This is a genomic window from Campylobacter concisus (genome assembly GCF_003048405.1).
Classification (GTDB): domain Bacteria; phylum Campylobacterota; class Campylobacteria; order Campylobacterales; family Campylobacteraceae; genus Campylobacter_A; species Campylobacter_A concisus_Q.
In genome coordinates, this window is sequence record NZ_PIQS01000004.1 from 68,052 (window position 1) to 88,689 (window position 20,638).

The 20,638-nt window shown below is 39.6% G+C and carries 25 protein-coding genes; 3 read left to right on the forward strand and 22 right to left on the reverse strand.

Annotated features, from left to right (window positions below; all coding sequences use genetic code 11):
- Nucleotides 1–147: 147 nt before the first annotated feature.
- The 11 genes from CVT18_RS08115 to CVT18_RS08165 form a co-directional block, all read right to left on the reverse strand.
- The gene (locus tag CVT18_RS08115) at nucleotides 148–1,551 is read right to left on the reverse strand and encodes an endonuclease/exonuclease/phosphatase family protein (RefSeq protein ID WP_103628687.1); all 1,404 of its coding nucleotides are present in this window, start codon (nucleotides 1,549–1,551) and stop codon (nucleotides 148–150) included.
- Nucleotides 1,548–2,027: a tRNA (cytidine(34)-2'-O)-methyltransferase gene (locus tag CVT18_RS08120; protein ID WP_103628688.1), complete on the reverse strand. Its 480-nt coding sequence runs from the start codon at nucleotides 2,025–2,027 to the stop codon at nucleotides 1,548–1,550. Before CVT18_RS08120 ends, CVT18_RS08115 begins: the two co-directional genes overlap by 4 nt.
- A gap of 74 nt (nucleotides 2,028–2,101) precedes the next feature.
- Nucleotides 2,102–3,289: a CCA tRNA nucleotidyltransferase gene (locus CVT18_RS08125; RefSeq protein WP_107824434.1), complete on the reverse strand. Its 1,188-nt coding sequence runs from the start codon at nucleotides 3,287–3,289 to the stop codon at nucleotides 2,102–2,104.
- Entirely contained in the window at nucleotides 3,249–3,665 is a 417-nt protein-coding gene (locus tag CVT18_RS08130; protein ID WP_107824435.1) for a CiaD-like domain-containing protein, read from the reverse strand. The genes CVT18_RS08125 and CVT18_RS08130 overlap by 41 nt, the downstream gene beginning before the upstream one ends.
- The gene (locus CVT18_RS08135) at nucleotides 3,662–3,907 is read right to left on the reverse strand and encodes a hypothetical protein (RefSeq protein WP_021089560.1); all 246 of its coding nucleotides are present in this window, start codon (nucleotides 3,905–3,907) and stop codon (nucleotides 3,662–3,664) included. The genes CVT18_RS08130 and CVT18_RS08135 overlap by 4 nt, the downstream gene beginning before the upstream one ends.
- Nucleotides 3,904–4,971: a 3-isopropylmalate dehydrogenase gene (gene leuB / locus CVT18_RS08140; RefSeq protein ID WP_103628691.1), complete on the reverse strand. Its 1,068-nt coding sequence runs from the start codon at nucleotides 4,969–4,971 to the stop codon at nucleotides 3,904–3,906. Before leuB ends, CVT18_RS08135 begins: the two co-directional genes overlap by 4 nt.
- Nucleotides 4,968–5,453 carry a 3-isopropylmalate dehydratase small subunit gene (locus CVT18_RS08145; RefSeq protein ID WP_103628692.1) on the reverse strand — a complete coding sequence of 162 codons (486 nt, stop codon included), beginning with the start codon at nucleotides 5,451–5,453 and terminating at the stop codon, nucleotides 4,968–4,970. The genes leuB and CVT18_RS08145 overlap by 4 nt, the downstream gene beginning before the upstream one ends.
- Before the next feature lie 124 nt (nucleotides 5,454–5,577).
- Complete coding sequence (locus CVT18_RS08150) at nucleotides 5,578–5,760, reverse strand: DUF2892 domain-containing protein (RefSeq protein ID WP_103628693.1); 183 nt, start codon at nucleotides 5,758–5,760, stop codon at nucleotides 5,578–5,580.
- A gap of 4 nt (nucleotides 5,761–5,764) precedes the next feature.
- Nucleotides 5,765–5,926: a DUF2892 domain-containing protein gene (locus CVT18_RS08155; RefSeq protein WP_021091464.1), complete on the reverse strand. Its 162-nt coding sequence runs from the start codon at nucleotides 5,924–5,926 to the stop codon at nucleotides 5,765–5,767.
- Nucleotides 5,927–5,936: 10 nt separating this feature from the next.
- The gene (locus CVT18_RS08160; RefSeq protein ID WP_103628694.1) at nucleotides 5,937–7,274 is read right to left on the reverse strand and encodes an NAD(P)/FAD-dependent oxidoreductase; all 1,338 of its coding nucleotides are present in this window, start codon (nucleotides 7,272–7,274) and stop codon (nucleotides 5,937–5,939) included.
- An 84-nt stretch (nucleotides 7,275–7,358) separates the two neighbouring features.
- On the reverse strand, nucleotides 7,359–8,003 hold the full coding sequence (locus tag CVT18_RS08165; protein ID WP_103628695.1) for a Crp/Fnr family transcriptional regulator: 645 nt from the start codon (nucleotides 8,001–8,003) through the stop codon (nucleotides 7,359–7,361).
- A gap of 83 nt (nucleotides 8,004–8,086) precedes the next feature.
- Here CVT18_RS08165 and CVT18_RS08170 point away from each other — a divergent pair, with 83 nt between their 5' ends.
- Nucleotides 8,087–9,046, forward strand: a complete 960-nt coding sequence (locus tag CVT18_RS08170) for an SLAC1 anion channel family protein (RefSeq protein ID WP_103628696.1) — start codon at nucleotides 8,087–8,089, stop codon at nucleotides 9,044–9,046.
- A gap of 20 nt (nucleotides 9,047–9,066) precedes the next feature.
- Here CVT18_RS08170 and CVT18_RS08175 read toward each other — a convergent pair whose 3' ends face one another.
- From CVT18_RS08175 to CVT18_RS08210, 8 genes are all read right to left on the reverse strand, one after another.
- Nucleotides 9,067–9,918 (reverse strand): hypothetical protein, encoded by an 852-nt coding sequence (locus CVT18_RS08175; RefSeq protein WP_103628697.1) that lies wholly within the window; start codon nucleotides 9,916–9,918, stop codon nucleotides 9,067–9,069.
- Between the two features lie 171 nt (nucleotides 9,919–10,089).
- Entirely contained in the window at nucleotides 10,090–10,986 is an 897-nt protein-coding gene (locus CVT18_RS08180) for a DUF4299 family protein (RefSeq protein ID WP_103628698.1), read from the reverse strand.
- Nucleotides 10,987–11,005: 19 nt separating this feature from the next.
- A complete protein-coding gene (locus tag CVT18_RS08185) occupies nucleotides 11,006–11,365 on the reverse strand; it encodes a DsrE/DsrF/TusD sulfur relay family protein (protein ID WP_085658300.1) in 360 nt (119 codons plus the stop codon).
- A 74-nt stretch (nucleotides 11,366–11,439) separates the two neighbouring features.
- On the reverse strand, nucleotides 11,440–12,039 hold the full coding sequence (locus CVT18_RS08190; RefSeq protein WP_107824436.1) for a LysE family translocator: 600 nt from the start codon (nucleotides 12,037–12,039) through the stop codon (nucleotides 11,440–11,442).
- Between the two features lie 108 nt (nucleotides 12,040–12,147).
- Nucleotides 12,148–13,194, reverse strand: a complete 1,047-nt coding sequence (locus tag CVT18_RS08195; RefSeq protein ID WP_103628700.1) for a type II asparaginase — start codon at nucleotides 13,192–13,194, stop codon at nucleotides 12,148–12,150.
- 85 nt (nucleotides 13,195–13,279) lie between these two features.
- A complete protein-coding gene (locus CVT18_RS08200) occupies nucleotides 13,280–13,615 on the reverse strand; it encodes a branched-chain amino acid transporter permease (protein WP_103628701.1) in 336 nt (111 codons plus the stop codon).
- Nucleotides 13,612–14,274 carry an AzlC family ABC transporter permease gene (locus tag CVT18_RS08205; RefSeq protein ID WP_103628702.1) on the reverse strand — a complete coding sequence of 221 codons (663 nt, stop codon included), beginning with the start codon at nucleotides 14,272–14,274 and terminating at the stop codon, nucleotides 13,612–13,614. The genes CVT18_RS08200 and CVT18_RS08205 overlap by 4 nt, the downstream gene beginning before the upstream one ends.
- Nucleotides 14,275–14,367: 93 nt before the next feature.
- Nucleotides 14,368–15,219, reverse strand: a complete 852-nt coding sequence (locus CVT18_RS08210) for an MBL fold metallo-hydrolase (RefSeq protein ID WP_103628703.1) — start codon at nucleotides 15,217–15,219, stop codon at nucleotides 14,368–14,370.
- 238 nt (nucleotides 15,220–15,457) lie between these two features.
- Between CVT18_RS08210 and CVT18_RS08220 the strand changes: the two genes are divergently transcribed.
- A complete protein-coding gene (locus CVT18_RS08220; RefSeq protein ID WP_159071497.1) occupies nucleotides 15,458–15,754 on the forward strand; it encodes a tetratricopeptide repeat protein in 297 nt (98 codons plus the stop codon).
- Between the two features lie 195 nt (nucleotides 15,755–15,949).
- Here CVT18_RS08220 and flgG read toward each other — a convergent pair whose 3' ends face one another.
- Both flgG and CVT18_RS08235 read right to left on the reverse strand, forming a co-directional pair.
- On the reverse strand, nucleotides 15,950–16,738 hold the full coding sequence (flgG, locus tag CVT18_RS08230; protein WP_021091447.1) for a flagellar basal-body rod protein FlgG: 789 nt from the start codon (nucleotides 16,736–16,738) through the stop codon (nucleotides 15,950–15,952).
- A 15-nt stretch (nucleotides 16,739–16,753) separates the two neighbouring features.
- Nucleotides 16,754–17,563: a flagellar hook-basal body protein gene (locus CVT18_RS08235; RefSeq protein WP_103628706.1), complete on the reverse strand. Its 810-nt coding sequence runs from the start codon at nucleotides 17,561–17,563 to the stop codon at nucleotides 16,754–16,756.
- 151 nt (nucleotides 17,564–17,714) lie between these two features.
- Between CVT18_RS08235 and rpoD the strand changes: the two genes are divergently transcribed.
- A complete protein-coding gene (gene rpoD / locus CVT18_RS08240; RefSeq protein ID WP_087583872.1) occupies nucleotides 17,715–19,571 on the forward strand; it encodes an RNA polymerase sigma factor RpoD in 1,857 nt (618 codons plus the stop codon).
- Between the two features lie 229 nt (nucleotides 19,572–19,800).
- On the opposite strand, the gene CVT18_RS08245 is transcribed toward rpoD, so the two are convergent.
- Nucleotides 19,801–20,556: a flagellin gene (locus CVT18_RS08245; protein ID WP_180999678.1), complete on the reverse strand. Its 756-nt coding sequence runs from the start codon at nucleotides 20,554–20,556 to the stop codon at nucleotides 19,801–19,803.
- Nucleotides 20,557–20,638: the final 82 nt, after the last annotated feature.

The window sequence follows — 20,638 nt, forward strand, 5'->3', positions numbered from 1 at the left end:
ACTCTTTTTATTAAAATTTTCTCTTTTTTCTCTTACCATTTTTCTTACTCTCTCCTTTTCCTGCGACTGTAAAATGACGCCTCTTATCATAAAAATAAGAAATAAAACAAACGCCGTAATCATAAAAATATCTAAAATTTGCACTCTCTACTCCACAACGATTTGGTTTTCTCTCTTATAAATTTTAACTCTCACATTTTCAAAACTATACTCGCCATCTTTTAGCTTTTTCTTACTATAAACTCTGATCTTACCGTATGGTGTATGCAGGTAACCTCTCTCTAGTCTGCCAGAAATTTTAGCAAAGACATCTCCACTTCTAGCTTCGCTTAATTGCGATGCATCTAGTAAATTTTCGCTAATATCTTTTGTGCCGTGCTCATTTATGATCTCATAAGAGCTGACTTCAAGCGCATCTTTATAAATTTTCATTCGCCTTACTAAAATATCTAGCTCTTCGCCTACAATAACGCTATTTTTAGGATCATAAACATAAATTCCGCGGTGATTTTTCGAGATAATAAAGCCATGCTTATCTTTTAGGATAATAACCGCTTTTTCAATCACTGCTGGCACTGCCTCTGGATGATCAAAAAGCGTATCTACATCAGCCGTCTTATAGTCTTGTTCGCTTGTTTTTTTATTGGCTTTATTTTCATCTTTTTTAAAAATTTTACTTACAAAGCCTTTTTTTACTGGGCTTGGATCAGTTGAAATTTTAAATTTTAACGCAAAATGATCTGAGTAAAGGTCGCTCTTTGCAAAGCCTTTTTCATCGACTGCAAAGCTTGGTTTAAAGACTTCAAAACTACCACTAACATAGCTTAGATCGCCATTTTCCATAAAACTAGGTGAAAGTAAAACATGATCGATCGCTCTTTTTTTGCCATGTACTGCATGAGAATATCTATCCTTTGGCTCAAGCTCTTTATAGAGATCATAAAAATTTCTCGTTGCAATGATGTCATTTAGGATGGATTTTTGTCCAAAGGGCGAGTTAAAATCACCCAAAATAATTGCGTTTTTCTCTTTACCTAGAGCCGTTCTTAACGTTTTTTCAGCCTTTTTTTGCATATTTATGCCATTTTTATAAGTTGGAAAGTGATTTACAAATATGCTAAATTTCTTACCTTCTGTCTCAAAAATAACCTTTAAAATATTTCTCGTCTTTACATTTGGAACTTTAAAAATTTCACTGCCACTTGGCTGTAACTTTGAAATAAGCCCAAGCCCAACAGGCGAGTTTTTCTCCTTTGTAAAGCTTATAAATTTATACTCGCTATCACTTACCAGAGCTTTTAAAACCTGCTCATTTTCGATCTCCTGAAGTGCGATAATGTCTGTATTTAGTGCATTTATGACTTGTCTTGTTCTTTGTAGTTTTGAATCAGCCGCCTCGCAGTCCCATTTAGATACACCTACTTTAAAATCAAGATACTCGCTACCATCATCTTTGCAATCAAATAAATTTTGCACATTATAAGTTGCGATGCTAATTTCACTCGCAAATGCCACTAAAATGGTAAAAACCAAAGCAAAAACTACTCTCAAATCTCACTCCTAAAGTCAAATTCAGCGATATTTTGCCTGATCGCCTCATAAGCGATAATACCAGCACTCATAGCTAAATTTAAGCTTCTGCCCTCTTTTCCCATTGGTATGGTTATGGCGTTTTTAAAATTTATATCCATAAATTCTCTTGGCAGCCCAGTACTCTCTCCACCAAAAAATATAAAATCTCCCGGTTTAAACTCGGCCTCGCAGTAAAGCCTATTTGTCTTTGTAGTAGCGAAGAAAAATCTATCCTTGTGGCTTAAGTTTGCTTCTAAAAATTCTTCCAAACTATCCCAAATTTTTGGATTTAAATTTTTCCAGTAGTCAAGCCCTGCTCGTCTAACAGCCTTTTCACTCAGATCAAACACAGTGGGCTTAACGATATGTAGCTTTAAATTTGCATTAACGCACATTCTACCGATAGCTCCAGTATTTTGCGGTATCTGAGGATGAACCAGGACTATGTTAAACATAAGCTTTCTTTGCCTTAAAAAGTGTTATAAACTAGCCTATTTTAGCCAAAATGGGCTTTTAAGAGTTTTAAAGACTAATCTTTTCTAGGCTTACGCTCGCTTAGATATTTTGAAATTTCAAGCTCTTGCCTACGTTTTATCTCTTTTGCGATATCTTCGTTTTTAAAACCAGCTGATAAAATTTCTGCCACATCAACTTTCGCATCAAATTTTGCCTCATAAATTCCAAGCTTCTTGGCACGCTCTATCCGCTCTTTATTATAAGCTCCAAGCCACGATTTTATGGGCATATTTAGAGCTATTTGCATTAGCTCTTTATCGCTTGGCATGTCCTTAAAATAAGGCTGCTTTAAGATAGAAAAATAGCTCTTTGGTAGACGCATTTTCTCTAAAATTTCCTTTGCGTCAAGCTCAAATTTGCCAAACAAAAGATACAAAAATAGCCTCTCATCATCCACAAATTCTCTAGCACTCTTAAGATCGCTTAAAAACCCATCATCCATAGAAATTTGCATACCAAAAATTTCTTTAAAAAGCCCAAGCTCAAAAAGATAATAAGCTCCTTTTTCTAGATGCTTTGCACGAAAAAATTTAATAAGCTCAGTATTTATCCTATCTCTGCTTAGATGCTCCAAACTAAGGCTTTTCATAAGAGCTAGCGTCTCATCAGCTATGCTAAAATCAAGCCTTGAGCTAAACTGCACTCCTCTAAGCACCCTTAGTGGATCTTCTTTAAATTTTTCACTATCAATGTGCCTTAATATCTTGTTTGCTAAATCTTGCTTCCCGCCGTAAAAGTCTAAAATTTCTCCGTTAAAGATATTCATCATCATGGCATTTATCGTGAAATCTCGCCTAAGGCTCGCCATTTTTGGATCGTTAATATAGCTTACTGCAAAGTCTTTGTGTGAATTTCCAGTTTTGCTCTCGCTTCTTGGAAGCCCAATGTCGTAGTTTTTGTATTTGTAGATAAAGTAGCTTTTGCCAACTCCGCTAGCGCCTATGCTAGCCATTAGCTCATTAAATTTAGTAGGCTCAATGTCATAAACTTCGATGTCATAATCATAAATTTCTCGCCCCAAGAATGCATCTCTCACGCAGCCACCAACTAGATAGACACGTGAAGTAAATGGAGCAAATAGCGACCTAAAAAAGTCTAGCTCGCTATTTTTATAAATTTCATTTTTGATTTTTATCTCATTTTTTGAGCCGTCTAATGGCTTATTTTGAGAGATTTTGGAGTCTATTTTCGATATTTGCAAGGGTAAATTCTAAAAATTTTGTCGTTAGATCAAGCCTTGAAGCAAGATTTTGCTCAGGAGTTTGTTTAAGCCCTTCAAAAAGCACTTCTATGCGCTCAGCAAGGTTTGCTAAGAAAATTTTCTCTTCGCTCACCTCTCTACTTTTTATTAAACTTACTGGTTCCTCTTTTACCTCAAATGCTTGCTCATTTTGTAAATTTGCCTCAACTTTTAGCTCGTTATTTAGTGCATTTTCATTAGACTCTATAGCCAAAAGCTCTTTTTTTAAATTCTCTCGCTCAAGCTCTTCTTGCTTTTTACTTTGCAACGCTTCTATTTTCTCAAGCTCGGCACTAACCTCACTAATTGCCATTCTAGCGATATCATCAAGCTTCATAATCTTATCAACCACCTTTTAAATTCATTTATCTCTTCATCACTTTTCATTCTGATAAAAAACTCTTTCATCTGCTCGTTTTTTATCGCTCGCTCTTTGCGAAGTCCGCTCAGGCGGTTTATCGCACTAAGGGCATCTTTGTTTGATGGATCTTGTTTTAAAATATTTTTATAAATTTCAAGTGCATCATCTTTTAGCCCCTGAGCTTCGTAGATCAGTGCTTCAGTGATTGTGTTTTTCATTTTTTGATAAATCCTGCGATAACATCGCCTATCTCGCTAGTTGAGCAAATTTCAACTGCGTTAAAAGCAGCGATATCTTTTGTTCTGTAACCTTTTGCAAGCGCCTCTTTAACAGCATTTTCTATCGCATCTGCGGCATCATTTTCGCTAAATGCGTATCTTAGCATCATTGCTGCACTTAAAATGGTCGCGATCGGATTTGCTATGCCCTGCCCTGCGATGTCTGGTGCTGAGCCGTGTATCGGCTCATAAATTCCCACTTTACCGCCCATACTAGCGCTTGGCAAAAGTCCTATCGAGCCACAAACCATGCTAGCCTCATCACTTAAGATGTCGCCGAATAAATTTTCAGTAAGTATGACGTCAAAATTTGCTGGCGCTCTTACTAGCTGCATCGCCGCATTATCCACATACATAAAGCTAAGCTCTACTTCAGGGTATTTTTTAGCCACTTCGCTAGTCACCTCACGCCAAAGCTGACTTGTCTCAAGCACATTTGCCTTATCGACCATGCAGACCTTTTTCTTGCGAAGCATTGCTGTTTCAAAAGCGATCTTTGCGATACGCTCAATCTCAAATTTAGAATAAACCATCGTATTAAACGCTCTATCTTCGCCTTTTTCACGTGGCTGTCCAAAATAAAGTCCACCTGTTAGCTCACGAACCACGACAAAATCAACGCCTCTTAAAACCTCTGGCTTTAGCGCGCTAGCATCCACTAGCTCATCAAAAACAATGGCTGGACGTAAATTTGCATAAGCTTCAAGCTCTTTTCTAATCTTTAAAAGCCCACTCTCTGGCCTTAGGTGTCTTGGCAGACTGTCCCATTTCTCGCCGCCGATCGCTCCAAAAAGCACAGCATCAGAGCTTAGAGCAGAACTAAGCGTTTCATCTGGCAAAGGCACGCCAAATACATCATAAGCTGCACCGCCCATAAGCTTATAGTCGTACTCAAATTTCATACCAAACTCAGCACTTACGACGTCTAGAATTTTTATCGCTTCGTTGATTATTTCAGGACCGATACCATCGCCCTTTATAACACAAATTTTATACTTTTTCATTTTTGTTCCATCTTTGCTTTTGCATATTCTATAAGTCCGCCAGCATTTAAAAGCTCTTGCATAAAAGGCGGTATAGGGCTAAATTTATACTCTTTGCCACTGGTTAAATTTACGATCACGCCGTTATCTACGTCTATTTTTAGTTCGTCGCCCTCGTTTATCTCGTCCGTTTCTTTGATTTCCAGTATCAAAAGTCCCGTATTAAAGCTATTTCTATAAAATATTCTCGCGTAGCTTTTAGCTATCACCGCGCCAATGCCAGCAGCTTTAAGCGCGATAGGAGCGTGCTCGCGAGAGCTACCGCAGCCGAAATTTTCTCCCGCTACGATAATGTCGCCCTTATCTATCTTGGAGCTAAAATTAGGATCGGCATCCTCCATTATATGTTTTGCTAAGATATTTTCATCGGAAGTATTTAAGTATCTGGCGGCGATAATTATATCGGTATCGATATTGTCGCCGAATTTCCAAACTTTATTCATCGTTTTGCCTTTTTTAAATTTTCGAGATTTTAGCCAAAAGTAACTAAATAATTCATCAAATCGCGAATAAAGTCTGCAATTTAAACGGCTAAAGGGCAAGGCAAGGGGCGTTTAATGCCCCTTTTTATCTTTTTAAATTTAAAGAACATCTACCCAAGAATTTACACGCTGGGCAAAATCCGGTAACGCCGACAATGATTGGAATTAGGCCGATTAACGCCCAGTAGCTCTCGTAAAAATACCAAACTGCCACCATAAAAACTAGCCCCAGAACGACCCTAATAATTCTACTTTTCACGCTTACCATTTTTTTACCTTTTCTTAAAAATTTTATAAAGCGGGCAGTAGCCGTAATATCCCGTTAAAAGCGGAATTAGCCCGACCGTCCACAACCAGCAGTCGCAAATAAATCCGAAAATAAAAAACCAAATCGCCGCTATAATCAAACGTATAGTTTTATCTAAAACGCTCATTTTATCTCCTTTAAGCTAAAGCTTTTAGCATTCCGTTCATAACCATAGGTTTAAATCCGTAAATTTTAACCAGCCAACTCATATAGCTCTCTCTGGTAGCGCCGAAGCACTCTAACGTCGGAGCCGTTCCCTCCCAGTCGAACTCTACCATTATGGCCTTGCCGTATTTGGTGATAAAAGGGCAAGCCGTATATCCGGTAAATTTCTCGCTAGGTTCTCGTCCTTTTATTGTATCGGCTAAATTTTTAGCTAAGATCGGATACATTTTCCTAACGCTAGCCCCCGTTTTGCCGGACGCAAATCCGCAAATATCGCCGATACCGAATATATTTTTAAATTTTGTACTTTGCAGGCTGTATTTATCGACGGCTAGGAAATTTAGCTTGTCGCCCTCTTTGGTTAGGCCGGCGCGAGCTAAAATTTCGCTTCCTTTTTGCTTAGGCGGCAGGTGAAGCCAGTCGTATTTTACGTCGATTAGCTCGGACGCGATTTTATCTTCGCCGTTTTGTCTATATGCCGTCCAAAACTCGAAAGTAGCGGTATTTGAGCCTTTATCGACGGCTACGATTTGGTGGCGAAGATTAAATTTTATCTTTCTTTTTATCATTATTTGAGTCATCGCCGCGGCATAAGTCGGATCGCCGAAAAGCTTGCCGCCGCCGACGTAAAGATTAACGCTGCCTTTATCGCGGTTGCCGGCCAACCTCAGCCTATCTTCGCTCATGCATGTTACTTTTTTATTTGCGCCGCTACATTTCATCGGGGTTTTTTGATCGCAAAATACCGCCGCGCCGCCGTTTTGAGAAAATTTTTTCATCAGCTCGTTGCTCTTTACGGCGCCTTGTAGAGTGTAGACGGAGGATATATTGCCGCTCGTATCGTTAATATCCTCTAAGCTCAGCCCCTTAACGGCTTCAAAGTCGTATTCCACGCCGCTTGCTACGATTAGATAATCATACCCAAGCTCGCTCCCGTCGTCTAAGACGAGTAGATTGGCTTCGGGCTTTATCTCCGATACGTTTTTGCGTATCCACTCGGTTCCTTGCGGGATATAATCCGCTTTTTCGTAAACGACGTCGCTAGCTTCGTAAATTCCGACGGCGATTAGCGTAAAGCCCGGCTGGTAGTAAAATTTCTCGTCTTTATCCACGAGAATTACCTTGGCGTTAGGCATATCTCTTCTAAGTTTAGCCGCCAACGCGATACCGCTAAGTCCCGCGCCCATTATGACGATTTTAGAATTTATATCGTCGTTTTCGTCGCTCGTTGCCGAGCAACCGCTCATACTCGCGGCTAGTCCCGCGGCCCCCATTAGCTTTAAAGCGTCTCTTCTTTGCAGTCCTTTCATAAATTCTCCTTTTAAACGAGTTTATGAAATTCTACCTAAAAACAGCCGTCCTCTCCGTAACAAAGTTACCTTAAAACGAAAATTTTAAGAAACCAGCCTTATTTCGCCGCGGCTTTGCGTTATTTGCCCGCTTCTCTCAAGCTCTTTTAGCACCCTAGATACCGCTTCTCTAGCGCTTCCTAGATGATTCGCCAGCTCTTCGTGAGTTATTTTTATAAAATTTTCGTTTAGATTTTCGATGCTTTGGGATAAAAAATTCATAATCCGCGCCGAAAGCGGCGAAAATAAAGCCTGCTCCATAACGTTTATGGTTCTGGCAAACCGATCGGCTACGATTTTTAGAGTAAAATTTAAAATGCTCGGATATTTTTCTTTAAGAGGTTTGTAAATTCGCGCCGGAATAACGATGATCTCGCTATCTTGCTCGATTTCGACGCTTACTTTATTTTCTAGCGAATTTATAGAACACGTATCGCACAGCACGCAGCTCTCGTCTTTAGTTAGCCTAAATATCGTTATTTCCTTTGCGCTAGACGACACAAACGCCCTTAAAACGCCTTTTAGTATAAGTATAAATCCGAAGCAATCGTTTCCGGAGTAAAATATATCGCCCTTTTTTACGGTTTTTAGATATGCGTTATCAAAGATCGCATTTAGATCCTCGCTTGCTAGATCGAAATTATTCGTAAATCTCTCGCGCAAAATTTCTTTTAACTCTTCGCTTAGCATTTTGTCCTTTCGTGACTTCGTTACAAAAATTTAACCTTATTATAGGTAATATTGCATAAAAATTTAATACGAAAAGAAAAACAATGCACGACGTTAAGAAAAACGACCCGCAAAGCAAAATAAAATCGCTGCCGATTATGCTTTTTGCCGGTACTATGGGGCTTGGAGGACTTTGCGTAGCCTATAAGAAACTAAGCGAGATATTTGATTTGCCGGGCGAGATATTCTCGGTGCTTAGAGCGCTAGACTGCACGGTATTTTGCCTGCTTTCGGCGTTTTACCTCTTTAAGCTTTTAAAATTTAAAGAAGAAGTAAAGGCCGAATTTTCGCATCCCATAAAGATAAATTTTTTCGGCGGGTTTATCATCTCGCTTTTTCTTTTAGCTCTAGCATACAAAGACGCGCCGCGACTATACTACTCGCTTTTTTACGCGGCTTTAGGCTTGCAAACGATTTTTACGCTTTACGTAATTTCTTTTTGGATAGACGAAAAATTCGATATCGCGACGCTAAATCCAGCATGGTTTATCCCCGTAGTGGGCAACTTGTTAATCCCGATCATAGCCGAAAAATCTCAAGCGATCTGGTATTATTTTAGTTTGGGGCTATTTTTCTGGATTATTTTATTCGCCGTTATATTTTATAGGCTAGTCTTCTGCGATAAGTTAGCCGACAAATTCGTCCCGACGCTAGTCATTACGCTAGCGCCGCCGGCTATGGCGTTTTTGGGATACGTAAAACTAACCGAGCGATTCGACGCTTTTGCGGCGATACTACTTAATATAAACGTGTTTTTCGCGGCGCTTATACTTTTTTCGTATAAAAGATTTATTAAACTCAAATTCGCCCTATCGTGGTGGGCTTTTACCTTCCCGACGGCCGCTAGCTCCATAGCGTTTTTAAAAGCTTACGAAATTACGCAAAGCGATTTTTATTTAGTTTTAGGCGTAGGCGCTTTTGCGGTTCTAGTCGCCTCGATTTTGATAGTCGGATTTTTAACGATTAAATCTATAATAAACGGCGAAATTTTTTCAGAAAAATAATCTTAGCTCAAAAATTTACTTTAGTAGTATTCGTAGCTGATTTCCAGCTTTTTGTATAGGCCGATTTCCGTTATGTCGCCGTTTTCGTAGTATTTGTCCGCGGGCTTAAATTTGACCGAGGTTTTACGCGTCAAATTTCCCCGCTCGTCCCTACTTATATCCTTAAACTGCAAGATTTGTCCGATTTTTGCCTCAGAGCCGAAGTAACTTACCGACGTATACTCCATCTCGTCGCCGTTTGCGGCGTAGTAATAAACCCATTTTGAGTTCGGGGCCTGCGTGATTTTTTCATATTCGCCGTTTGGCTTGCGTTCGTAATTTATCTCTATACCGTGCCGCGGCTCCATATTATTTTCTATCCGCGTTAAAACGCCCTTTTCATCGTAGACATAGCTATCGTCCATCACTAGCGTCCCGCCGGAATACACCGTCCTAGCGATCATTTTGCCGTCCTTGCCGTAGGTAGTTTTCTCCGTACGGGGGTAAAATTTATCCTCGACATACTTTTCTTTGGCTGTCGCGACTAAATTTTCGCCGTCAAATTCGTATTCGTAGAGATAAACGGCGCTATCTTGATATTTTTTGCGTATTAGCCCGTCTTTGTCGTACTCAAACAAAACCGAGCTGTTTGGCACACCGTTTATATGCTCGGTTTCTTGCAGTATATAGCCGTTTTCGTTAAACTCCGTCCGCTTCACGCGCGTATTTTCTAGCGCGCCCGAGCCGTCTATAGAGTATTCGTACTCCGTAGCCGTCATGCTTTTGACCTCGCCTTTTAGATCCTTTTTACTCCAGTCGCTTTCTGGTAAAACGGCCGAGTTTAGATAGCAAACCGCCGATGCCGCCGCGAAAATAGCTTTTAAAATTTTCATTTTTATCCTTTTTCAAATCACGCAAATCCTAGATTAGTTTAGGCTAAATTTCGCCTAAAAGGCGGCAATACCGGTAAAATCCTAGCTTTTACGAGTTTAAATCCGCGCCTGAAACTGACTTAAATTTTTAAGCAAGTCTGAGGCGAATTTTCATTTCGGCAGTTTATTAACTTAAGCTTCGTTTGCCTTTTTTAAAATTTCTCTCATCTCTTCTTCGCTAAGCGGCTCAACCAGTATATTTGCGGCGTCTATGAAGCGATATTTTTCTTTTGGTAAATTTGCCATAAAGGCATTGTATTCGCATTCGCCGAACACGTGCGCGTCCCTATCGTCTACGCCGACTACTAGCGTAAGTATCCAGCGCGAGACCTTACGCTCTCCTAGAACTTCTTGCGCCTGCCACGACGGAGAAGGGGCGTAAGGCAAGATAGTCGGTAAATTTTCGCTAAGCGTATATGCGCCAAAAATTTCATTCCCGTTTTTATCTTCGTATAAATTCTCTCTTGCGCTATAAGCGTCAAGATACTGCACCCGCCTCATCATCTCATCAAATTTAGCCGCAGGGCTAGCGCTTGCAAAAATTTCATCTGTCATAACCGCGTCAAACGCCACGTCGCGCTCTAGGCCATAGATATAAAGCGTTTGATTTTTCTCTTTTGCGTCCTTTAGAGCCTCAAGTCCCCACATTATGTCGGCTTCATAATCAAATTTTAAAATTTGCTCGCTATCGTAAATTTCTTCATTGTCGCGCTCTATTTTCGAGCCGGTTTTGGCTGAAATTTTAGAAAGAAACAAAAGTGCCGTCTGCCAGTCGCCAACGCCGCTTGGAGTGCAGACTCGAACGATATATTTGCCGTCTTCATAGTTTAGCTCAAAACCGCGAGCGCTCTTTTGCCGTACGCCTGATATCATCACGTTTTCGTTTAGCGAAAGCTCGCTCGGCTCGTCGTTTTGAGCATTAAAAAAGCAAAATCCCTCTATAACCTCTGAAATTTCACGCTCGCTTAGCGCCTTTTCATATCCGCCGAAAAGTTTCTTTTTATTTTTTACTTTAAATGTTACGCTCATAAATTCTCTTTCGCCTACTCTAAAACGTCATCACTTGATCGCACTGCCTAACCCACTCGGACAAGATATCCATGCTACCTTTCACCTCAGCCTCGAAATAAGGCTCTCCCGCATGCAAACCGCACCTCGTTTGGCAGCTACCGCAAACCTTTAACATAGCGCCGCTAGCGTATAGCTCTTTCAACATCGCTACTAGATCTACGTCGTAGTTTTCCGGCTTTTTGGTGCTATTTCGCGCAAGATCGACCGCGTCGTTCATTAGAAAAATTCTAACCTCTTCGCCTTTTTCTTTTAGTGTTTTAGCTAGCCTTAATGCGTTGTAAGCATTGTCGGTACCGTTGTATGGTTGATTTGTAAGTATAAATAGAAATTTTTTCATCTTTTTCTCCTTTTGCCAAAAATGTAGCGCAAACCGAGCAAATTTTAGCCAAGCTATATAAAAAGAGGCTAAATTTATCTAAAAAGTAAAAGTACGCCGATCGTGCAGACGATGAGGGCGGTGAAAATTTCAAGTAGCCTTAGGTGCGTTTGTAAAAATTTCTTTAGCATAGCTCCGCCAAGCGCGTAGATATTTAGCGAACAAAACTCGATGAAAACGAGCGTTGTCGCGATCACGCACATACGAGTAAGGCTAAAGGGATCTTCTTTGTCCAAAAATGTAGGCAGTAAAGCCGAGAAAAATATCCATGCCTTTGGATTTGTGACGCAAACGATGAGACCGTTTATAAACATCTGCTTTTTGCTTGGTAAATTTGAGACGTTTGTTACGCTAAGCTCGCCCTTGCCAAAAAGAAGCATCGCGCCAAGATAGAGCATATAAAGCCCTGTGATGATGTTTAGCGCCTTAAATGCGTACTCAAAATGATGAAGCACCGCACCCACACCAAGCATACAGCAAAATGCCACGAAAGCAAGCGAAAGAAGCTGTCCGGTCATCATAATAAGCGAGTGCTTATAACCAAAGCTCATACCGATACTCATCGCATAGGTCATGTTGATGCCTGGCATTAGCGAGATGGGAGCAAGCGTGGCGAAAAAGAGCAAGAAGTCCATAAAAAGCCTTGAAATTTAGCTAACAAATATAAAATTTTAAGCTATAGATCAGATCCAGCGATCAAATTTATAGCTTAAATTTAAAAGGCGGACTAAGCCGCCTCTTTTTTAGTGAGTTAAGAAATACTCTTGAATTTTGGCTTTATCGCTTGTTTTTGTAAGTGCAAGCATCAAAAGCACTCTAGCTTTTTGCGCGTTTAGATTATCGCTTGTTAAAAAGCCGTATTTTGCGTCGTCTACTTCGCCGTTCATAGTCGTTTCGCCGCTTCCCACACGTGAGTCACGAACTACCACTACGCCAGCTTTTGAAGCTTCACCAAGTGCCTCTAGCACGCTAAAGTAAGGGTTTCCGTTGCCAAGACCAGCGCTAATTACGCCTTTTGCGCCGTTTTTAACAGCCACATTTACAAAGTCAGGGTTGTCATTTGCGTGAGAGTAGATGATATCGACTCTTGGAAGCTCTTTTACGCCCTCTAGGTCAAATGCTGATTTTGCTGTGTGTTTTCTAATCGGATTCATATAGTATTTTACGTTGCCATAAAAGACTGTGCCGATCTTACCGCTGTTTGGTGATTTAAATGTATCAACGCCTGTTGTGTTGGTTTTGGTTACCTCTCTAGCAGCGTGAATTTCATCATTCATAATAACCATAACGCCCTTACCTACGCTATCTTTGCTAATAGCTACGTTTACAGCGTTAAATAAATTTAGTGGGCCGTCTGCGCTTAGTGAGCCACTATTTCTCATCGCACCTACAAGTACAACTGGCTTGTCGCTTTTAACAACTAAATTTAGAAAGTAAGCTGTCTCTTCCATAGTATCTGTGCCGTGAGTAACAACGATACCATCAGCTTTGCCGCTATTTAGAAGCTCGTTGATTCTATTTGCAAGCTTTAGCCAAACTTCGTTGTTCATATCTTGTGAGCCGATATTTGAAATTTGCTCGCCTTTTATGGTAGCGATCTTGTTTATATCTGGCACGGCTGCGATTAGTTTATCGACCGTAACAGTTCCAGAAGTATAGCTAGAATCAAGCGAACCTGAGCCGCTTCCTGCTATCGTTCCACCAGTAGCTAGGATGTAAATGGTTGGCTTTGCAACCGCTAAAGTAGCACCTAAAATCATGAGTAACACCGCCTTAAAGATTAAACGCATTTTAGCTCCTTTGCATTAAAATTTACAAAGTCATTATAATGCCATTTATTTAAAAAAATTATTAACTTCTAAATTTTATATCTATTTAAAAAATTCTTATCAAAAATATATAAATTCCGGTTGAAATAACTATGCTAAGAAGAGTATTTTTAAACTTTAAATGCATCAAAATAGCTGTAAAAACCGCTACTATCTCGCTTAAGCCATATGGAAACTCGCTAAATTTCGTATCCTTTAGCCCGTAACAGACCAAAACGACCATTATCATCATGCCCATGTGCTTCTCAATGGAGTCTAAATAAGGGTTTGACTTATGGTTTTTAAGAGCATAAAACGGCGTCGCTCTCGTTATAAAAGCAGCTAGAGCACTTAAAAGCACCGCCACAAAAAGTACCATCTCGCTTGAGTTTACACTTATCAAATTTTATCCTTAAACAAAAGCAAAAATACAAAACAAAGCGCCATTGAGCCAACAAGCACAAATTTAGCTGGAAATAGGCTCACTCCAAGCACACCAAAAAAGGCCGCTGCAAAGAGCACGCGGTAGTTTTTGTCATTTTTGAGCATCTCGATGACGATTACTATAAAAAGCGAGGTCAAACTAAACTCAAGGCCTTTTGTATCGGCCTTTATAAGATCTCCAAGAAGTGCTCCGAGCAGCGTCCCAGCCGCCCAGTATGACCACGAAAGTAGATTTAGCCATGTAAAGACAAAGCTTCGATCACTCGCCTCTTTTAGCTTTAAATTTTTAAATATGGCAAAGGTCTCATCGGTTAGCAAAGCGATGTTTAAGAGCTTAAATTTGATACCGCTATACTCTTTTAAAAGTGAAATTCCATAAAAAGTATGGCGTAAATTTACTAGATAGCTCACGATAGAAACCTCAACATAGCTCGTGCCAGCGCTAAAAAGCGAGAGCATCATAAACTGTGCCGCGCCGCCGTACGCTAGCGTGCTAAGTGCCACAGCGATAAATGCGCTAACGCCCATGCTTTTAGCCAAAATGCCAAAGGCGACACCAAGCGGAAAATAGCCCATAAAGATAGGAACGCTAAGCTTAAAAACATAACTAAAATGCAAATTTTTTCCTTAATAAAAGGCGCAATAATAGCTAAAATTTAAAATTTTAGGATAAAGGCTAGAAATTCTAGCCTTGTAAGGTAAAATTTGAGATTAAAATTTGATGATTTCGCCATCATTTGGGATAGTGATCTTGCTCTCTATGCCTTCTTTTTTAACAAATTCATGAAGATCCTTACGGCTTACGCTCGTGTGATTTACGGCATCCATATGCACTGCGATGATAGTCGTACCGTTAAGCACTTTTGCGGCGTGAGCTACGTCGGCTTTGCCCATTATGATACCGTTGTCAGGAAATGCTAGCACGCGAGCGTCGCCCGTATTCATCACGACCACGCTAGGATTAAATTTGTTTAGAGCCTTATTTACGTCCGCAGTCCAAAGCGTATCGCCCATGACGTAAAGCGTTTTGTGCCCCTTTGCTTCAAACACTACGCCCATCGCATCACCCAAAATAGCACCAAGCTGTTTATTTTCATACATCTCTGCTGTGCCGTGAGCGCCGCCTGCTTTATGTAGTTTCACGCCTTTAAATTCAGCCGATTCGTCTAGCACTCTTACGTCTTTAAAGCCTTGCTTTTTGATTAGCGCCGCATCATCGTTATGCTGAGCAAAGATAACGATATCTTTAGGTAAAATTTCAGCCGCGACCTCATCCCAGTGATCAGGATGCGTATGCGTAACGATGATCGCATCGACGCCCTTATACACCTCTTTTGCATCCATCGGAAGTTCTATCAAAGGATTTCTAAGGTGTGAGTTTAGCGTCCCCTCAAAGCCAGGATATTTACCCTTTGGTGCAAGATACGGGTCAAGCAAAAAGTTCACTCCAGCGTAGTTTATCTTTGCGGTAGCGTTTCTGATATGCTGAAAGCTGTCTTGTGCGTTTGCCGCGCCAAAGCCCAAAAATATGGCGATTAAAAATAAAATTTTATTTATTTTCATTATTTCTCCTTGTAAAATTTACTAACTCAAAATACCAAAAAAGCTAAAAATATATTTAAAAAGAGTTAAATTTCGGCACTTTGGGATTTTACGCTTTTGATTTTACGGTTTGCAAATTTTTTAAAAAGGCGGATGAAAATATCCAAATCGGCGGTAAATTTAGCTTAAAAGCAAAGAATAGAAAGCTGCACCGATCTTATATATATATATCTACCTTGACAAAAATGAGCGCGATAAAATGGCAGTTATGGCAAACAAGGCCTGTGAGCTAGGCAATCCACATAGTTGTCTCTTTTTAGGAAACATATATCTACAAAAAGACACTCTAGTACAAGAGAAAGAAGAAGGGCTTAGGCTTTACGATAAAGCTTGCGAACTAAAAAATGCATTTGCTTGCTATACTCTTGCTCTCATTTATGAAGCTGGGGATACCGGCATGGCACAAGATAAAAAAATAAAGCAAAAATTTACTACAAAAAAGCCTGTGAGCTTGATTTGGAAGAAGCATGCAGTATGCTTAAAAATTTTTAATTAAGCAAAAGATGCTTTTATTCTTGCTCTTAAGAGCAGAAATTTTAGGCGAGATGTATCAAATTTTAATTTCGCCCAAATTAATGCGTCTGCTTTATTGAGTCCTTCTCTTTTGAAGTATTATTTGAAAAATAAAATACCTCAAGCGTAAAAGCAACCAATATCAGCCCAACGATAGTTAGAGTCACATCCATGCTACCTACCTTTTAAGCCCATTTACTATTTCAAGCATCGAGTCACTCGTGGTTATCGCCTTTGAGTTCGCCTCGTACGCACGCTGTCCAGTGATAAGATCAGTCATCTCTTCAACTAGCTGAACGTTACTCATCTCAACAAACCCTTGTCTGATCGTACCAAGTCCGTCAAGTCCTGCTACACCTACCACCACGTTACCACTAGCGCTTGTTTCTAGATAGTTGTTGTCGCCCATCGAGTGAAGGCCAGCTGGGTTTATAAAGTTTGCTAACTCGATCTGACCTATCTGAGCCATCTCTCTCTCACCTGCTTGGAGCACTGACACGGTGCCATCTGTGCCGATAGAAATTTGCGTCGCATTTGCAGGGACTGTGATCTGAGGGATCAGCTGATAGCCATCGCTATTTACGATCGTGCCGTTTGCATCAAGCTTAAAAGCACCATTTCTAGTATAAGCAGTGGTACCATCTGGTAGCTGAATCTGAAAAAATCCGTTGCCAGCTATTACCATATCTAGGTTATTGCTAGTTTCTTTAAAATAGCCCTGAGAAAAAATTTTATTTATCGCCGTTGGGCGCACACCAAGACCCACCTCGATACCAGTTGGGCTTGTGGTAGTCTGGCTTGTAGCCGTACCTGCGTACTCCATGACTTGATACATCAAATCAGCAAATTCAGCCCTATTTTTCTTGTATCCATAAGTATTTACGTTTGCAATGTTGTGTGAGGTTACATCTATCTGCGTCTGCTGGGCTATCATGCCAGTGGCCGCAGTGTAAAGTGATCTCATCATAGTTTTATCCTTTTATTAAGCTTTTAGGGCTAGTTTTTGAACAGCATCCTGGTTAAGATCACTCATGTGACTTGTCATAACTTTTTGATACATATCAACCAAGCGCTGGGTTTCTATTAGACCCACCATTTCTAAAACTGGGTTTACGTTTGACATCTGAGCATATCCTTGCATCACGCTATCAGCTTCATCAAGCTCATTTATGTCGTCAAAATTTCTAGTTTCAAAGAGGTTGTCGCCGACCTTTTTAAGATCTCTTATCTCTCTTGGCTGAGCGATGTAAAATTTAGAAAATTGATTATTATTTGAGTATAAATTTCCATTTTTATCAGCAGTTAGTACCTCGCCTTGTGGTACTTGAATGCCTCTTTGTCCAGGATTTTGTGCCTCATAGCCACTTGGTAAAACCTTATAGCCCTCCTTTGTGACGATATAACCATCACCATCAAGGCTAAAAGAACCGTTTTTGCTAAGTTTTACACCATTTGGGGTATCAACTAAGAAAAATGCGTCGTCTCTTTTTATCGCAAAATCAAGCGTATTTGAGCTGTATTTAAAACCACCAGCACTAAAGTCAGTGTATTCTTCGCTCACTTGTGGCACACGGTTAAGAGTTCTATTTAAAAATTTAGCCCCATCTTTTGTATGATTTTTAAGCGGAAGCTCATCTTGCGTCTCTTTAAAAATTCTTGCAAAGTCACCGATGACCACATCGTTTCGCTTGTAGCCGATCGTATTTACATTTGCAAGGTTATTTGAGATCACATTTAGTCTGTTAAACTGCGTTACCATGCCAGCAGTGGCTTGATAATAACCATTTTGCATACAATTTCCTAGTCAAAATTTGATTGTTTAGAATTACTAAGCAATCATCGTTCCAACTTTGTTTTTTATACATATTTAAAAAATTTTGGGTATAATCCATTTTCTTTTAACCAACACTTAAATCACAATTAGACGATTCGAAAGGAAATTTATGAGCGCCGCAAAAGACTCTTTTTCTCAGATAGAAGAGCTTTTCGCTGAAAATGCAAAAGGCTTTTTGACATACGAAAAATTAGTAAAATTATTAGACAAAGCTCCGACTGCTACGATAGTAAAAAAGATAGAACAACTAGCAAAAACGAATAAAGTCCAGCTCATCACATCTGCTGAGGCCGCAAAGCTTAGAAATTTAGCCGATGCTAAAAAACGCCAAGAAAATGCTCAAAAAAGTGATCAAGATATCGACGAGGATCTCGATCTTTCAGGTGAAAGTGACCTTTTAGAGTGGTCAAGGTCAGATAGTCCTGTCAGGATGTATCTAAGAGAAATGGGGCAGATCGCGCTTCTTACAAAAGATGAAGAGGTAGAGATTAGCAAAAGGATCGAGCTTGGCGAAGATATAATTATCGACGCATTTTGTTCGGTGCCATTTTTGATTGACTTCATACTTGATTATAAAGAGCCGCTTATCAACAGAGAACGCCGTGTAAAAGAGCTTTTTAAGAGCTTTGAAGACGAGAGTGAAAACGAAGAAAATGAAGATAGTGAAGACGATATAGACGAGGAAGATGAAGAGAATGAAGAGAACGAAGCTCCTAAAAAATCAGCCAAAAATGATAAACGTGCTGAAAAAGTTATAGAGAGTTTCAAGGCCCTCGAAAAGGCAAAAAAAGAGTGGCTAAAGACTGCAAATAAACAAGATAAAGTAGAAAGCGATGACACGGCTTCAAAGATGACTCTTGCATTTAAAAAGAAAATTTTAAAAGAGAAGCTAATGGATCTTGGCCCAACAAGCAAGTTAATTAGCGAGATCGTAAAATCAATGGAAACAGCATTAAAAAGCGACGACGAATTTGACAGAGAGCTAAAACGCTTAGAGTATCGCTTACCAATGTTTAGTGACGAGCTTAAGAAAAATCACAAAAGCATACTAAAAGATATCATCAAGCTTAGTAAGGAAGAAATCTCGGCTCGCGTGCCAGAAGCTACAATGGTCTCAACTTATGTCGAGATCAAAAAGCTATTTACTACAAAAGAGGCGAGTAAGCAAGGCTTTGATCTTGAGCCAACAAGGCTAAAAGAAATTTTAGAGCAGATCAAACGTGGAAAGAAAATTTCTGACGAGGCAAAAGCCAGAATGGCTAAATCGAACCTCCGTCTAGTTGTAAGTATCGCAAAACGCTATACAAATAGGGGCTTGCCATTTTTGGATCTCATCCAAGAGGGCAACATCGGCCTTATGAAAGCGGTTGATAAATTTGAATATAGAAAAGGTTATAAATTTTCAACCTACGCCACATGGTGGATCCGCCAAGCTATTTCGCGTGCGATCGCCGATCAGGCAAGGACGATTAGGATACCTATCCACATGATAGAAACGATCAATCGTATCAACAAAATCAACCGCAAATACCTCCAAGAAGAGGGAAAAGAGCCTGATGTAAGCGTTATCGCAAAAGAAGTTGGGCTAAGCGTTGATAAGGTAAAACAAGTTATCAAAATAACAAAAGAGCCTATCAGTCTTGAAGCTCCGATCGCAAACGAAGAAGACGGTAAATTTGGAGATTTTGTTGAGGATAAAAGCTCACTTTCACCGATAGAGCAAATTTTAAAAAGCGACCTTAGAGAGCAGATAGATGATGTGCTTTCGCAGCTAAATGAGCGTGAAAAGGCTGTAATTTCAATGAGATTTGGCTTGCTTGAGGATGAGAGTGACCGCACACTTGAAGAGATCGGCAAGGCCCTAAATGTCACTCGTGAGCGCGTCCGCCAGATAGAAAGCTCAGCTATCAAAAAACTAAAACACCCAAAAGTTGGTAGAAAACTTAAAAACTACATTGAGGGCTAAAAAGCCCTTTTCTTTTGGATATTTTCCTTAAGACTTTCTCTTTAGCTTTATAAAATTTAAAAATTTTTTAGTAACAAATTCACTAACAATCTACATTGATTTTATTATTGAAAGGCTGGATTCAGCCCTCATTTAGCCATTAGACCAAAATAAAAATACAAAGAACTTAGTATTTCTTAAAGAATAAAGTTAGATAAAAAGAATTTACCGACACAAGACCGGTAAAAATTTATTCGCCTAGAAGTTTATCTAGTTTTGCAGCCAAGCTCGTAGTATCATGAGCTTTAGCTAAGCTCGCAGCATGAAGTTTTAAATTTGCTTGTAAATTTTCTTCCAAACTCTTTGCGATGTCGCTACTATCAAGATTTTCTAAACTATTAGCATTCGCCACACTTCTTGCAGCTAGAGCATTTATACCTCTAAATACAGCATTTTGTGTTGATCCGATCTCTGAGCGAAGTGAATTTATATTTTTTAAAATTTCACCTGTATTTGAGCCGTCATCTTTGACATTTAAAAGAGCATTTGTGCCCAAATTTATATTTTTTGTACTCTCGCCTGTAAAAAATCCAAGCTCAGCATCAAATATGTTTTTGCCGTTAAATTTAGCCTCTTTTACGCTATCATTCATAGCATTTCTTAGTGCGTTGATTTCGCCCTTTATGCCTTTTTGTTCATTTGCTGAGAGAGTAGGATTTGTAAGCTTACTTGAAAGCTCGCCTATTCTATCCGTATTTTTACTTAAATTTAAAAGCGTTGAATCAGCGATTTGAAGCATACCGATCATGTCGTTTGCATTTGCCAAACCTTCGTTCAAGACATTTGTTTGTGAAAGCAAACTCTCTGCGATTTGTAAATTTGCACCTGAAGCTTTGATCTCGCTGTTTGCAGAGATAGCATTTAGCGCTTTCTTCTCGCTATTTTTTGCTTGATCTAAATAATAGTTTCCTGAAGCCTGGTTTGCAGTATAAGTTCCTAACTTCATAACAACTCCTTTTTAATAATTCGCCATCGATTCTACTATAAATTCTATAAAAAGTTGCAAAATCTTTATAAAATCCATTTTT

Bases quoted from the DNA above. Each gene is read 5' to 3' on its own strand.
- CVT18_RS08120 (WP_103628688.1), bottom strand. From the start codon at position 2,027: ATGTTTAACATAGTCCTGGTTCATCCTCAGATACCGCAAAATACTGGA.
- CVT18_RS08130 (WP_107824435.1), bottom strand. From the start codon at position 3,665: ATGAAGCTTGATGATATCGCTAGAATGGCAATTAGTGAGGTTAGTGCC.
- CVT18_RS08135 (WP_021089560.1), bottom strand. From the start codon at position 3,907: ATGAAAAACACAATCACTGAAGCACTGATCTACGAAGCTCAGGGGCTA.
- leuB (WP_103628691.1), bottom strand. From the start codon at position 4,971: ATGAAAAAGTATAAAATTTGTGTTATAAAGGGCGATGGTATCGGTCCT.
- CVT18_RS08145 (WP_103628692.1), bottom strand. From the start codon at position 5,453: ATGAATAAAGTTTGGAAATTCGGCGACAATATCGATACCGATATAATT.
- CVT18_RS08150 (WP_103628693.1), bottom strand. From the start codon at position 5,760: ATGGTAAGCGTGAAAAGTAGAATTATTAGGGTCGTTCTGGGGCTAGTT.
- CVT18_RS08155 (WP_021091464.1), bottom strand. From the start codon at position 5,926: ATGAGCGTTTTAGATAAAACTATACGTTTGATTATAGCGGCGATTTGG.
- CVT18_RS08160 (WP_103628694.1), bottom strand. From the start codon at position 7,274: ATGAAAGGACTGCAAAGAAGAGACGCTTTAAAGCTAATGGGGGCCGCG.
- CVT18_RS08165 (WP_103628695.1), bottom strand. From the start codon at position 8,003: ATGCTAAGCGAAGAGTTAAAAGAAATTTTGCGCGAGAGATTTACGAAT.
- CVT18_RS08170 (WP_103628696.1), top strand. From the start codon at position 8,087: ATGCACGACGTTAAGAAAAACGACCCGCAAAGCAAAATAAAATCGCTG.
- CVT18_RS08175 (WP_103628697.1), bottom strand. From the start codon at position 9,918: ATGAAAATTTTAAAAGCTATTTTCGCGGCGGCATCGGCGGTTTGCTAT.
- CVT18_RS08180 (WP_103628698.1), bottom strand. From the start codon at position 10,986: ATGAGCGTAACATTTAAAGTAAAAAATAAAAAGAAACTTTTCGGCGGA.
- CVT18_RS08185 (WP_085658300.1), bottom strand. From the start codon at position 11,365: ATGAAAAAATTTCTATTTATACTTACAAATCAACCATACAACGGTACC.
- CVT18_RS08190 (WP_107824436.1), bottom strand. From the start codon at position 12,039: ATGGACTTCTTGCTCTTTTTCGCCACGCTTGCTCCCATCTCGCTAATG.
- CVT18_RS08195 (WP_103628700.1), bottom strand. From the start codon at position 13,194: ATGCGTTTAATCTTTAAGGCGGTGTTACTCATGATTTTAGGTGCTACT.
- CVT18_RS08210 (WP_103628703.1), bottom strand. From the start codon at position 15,219: ATGAAAATAAATAAAATTTTATTTTTAATCGCCATATTTTTGGGCTTT.
- CVT18_RS08220 (WP_159071497.1), top strand. From the start codon at position 15,458: ATGGCAGTTATGGCAAACAAGGCCTGTGAGCTAGGCAATCCACATAGT.
- flgG (WP_021091447.1), bottom strand. From the start codon at position 16,738: ATGATGAGATCACTTTACACTGCGGCCACTGGCATGATAGCCCAGCAG.
- CVT18_RS08235 (WP_103628706.1), bottom strand. From the start codon at position 17,563: ATGCAAAATGGTTATTATCAAGCCACTGCTGGCATGGTAACGCAGTTT.
- rpoD (WP_087583872.1), top strand. From the start codon at position 17,715: ATGAGCGCCGCAAAAGACTCTTTTTCTCAGATAGAAGAGCTTTTCGCT.
- CVT18_RS08245 (WP_180999678.1), bottom strand. From the start codon at position 20,556: ATGAAGTTAGGAACTTATACTGCAAACCAGGCTTCAGGAAACTATTAT.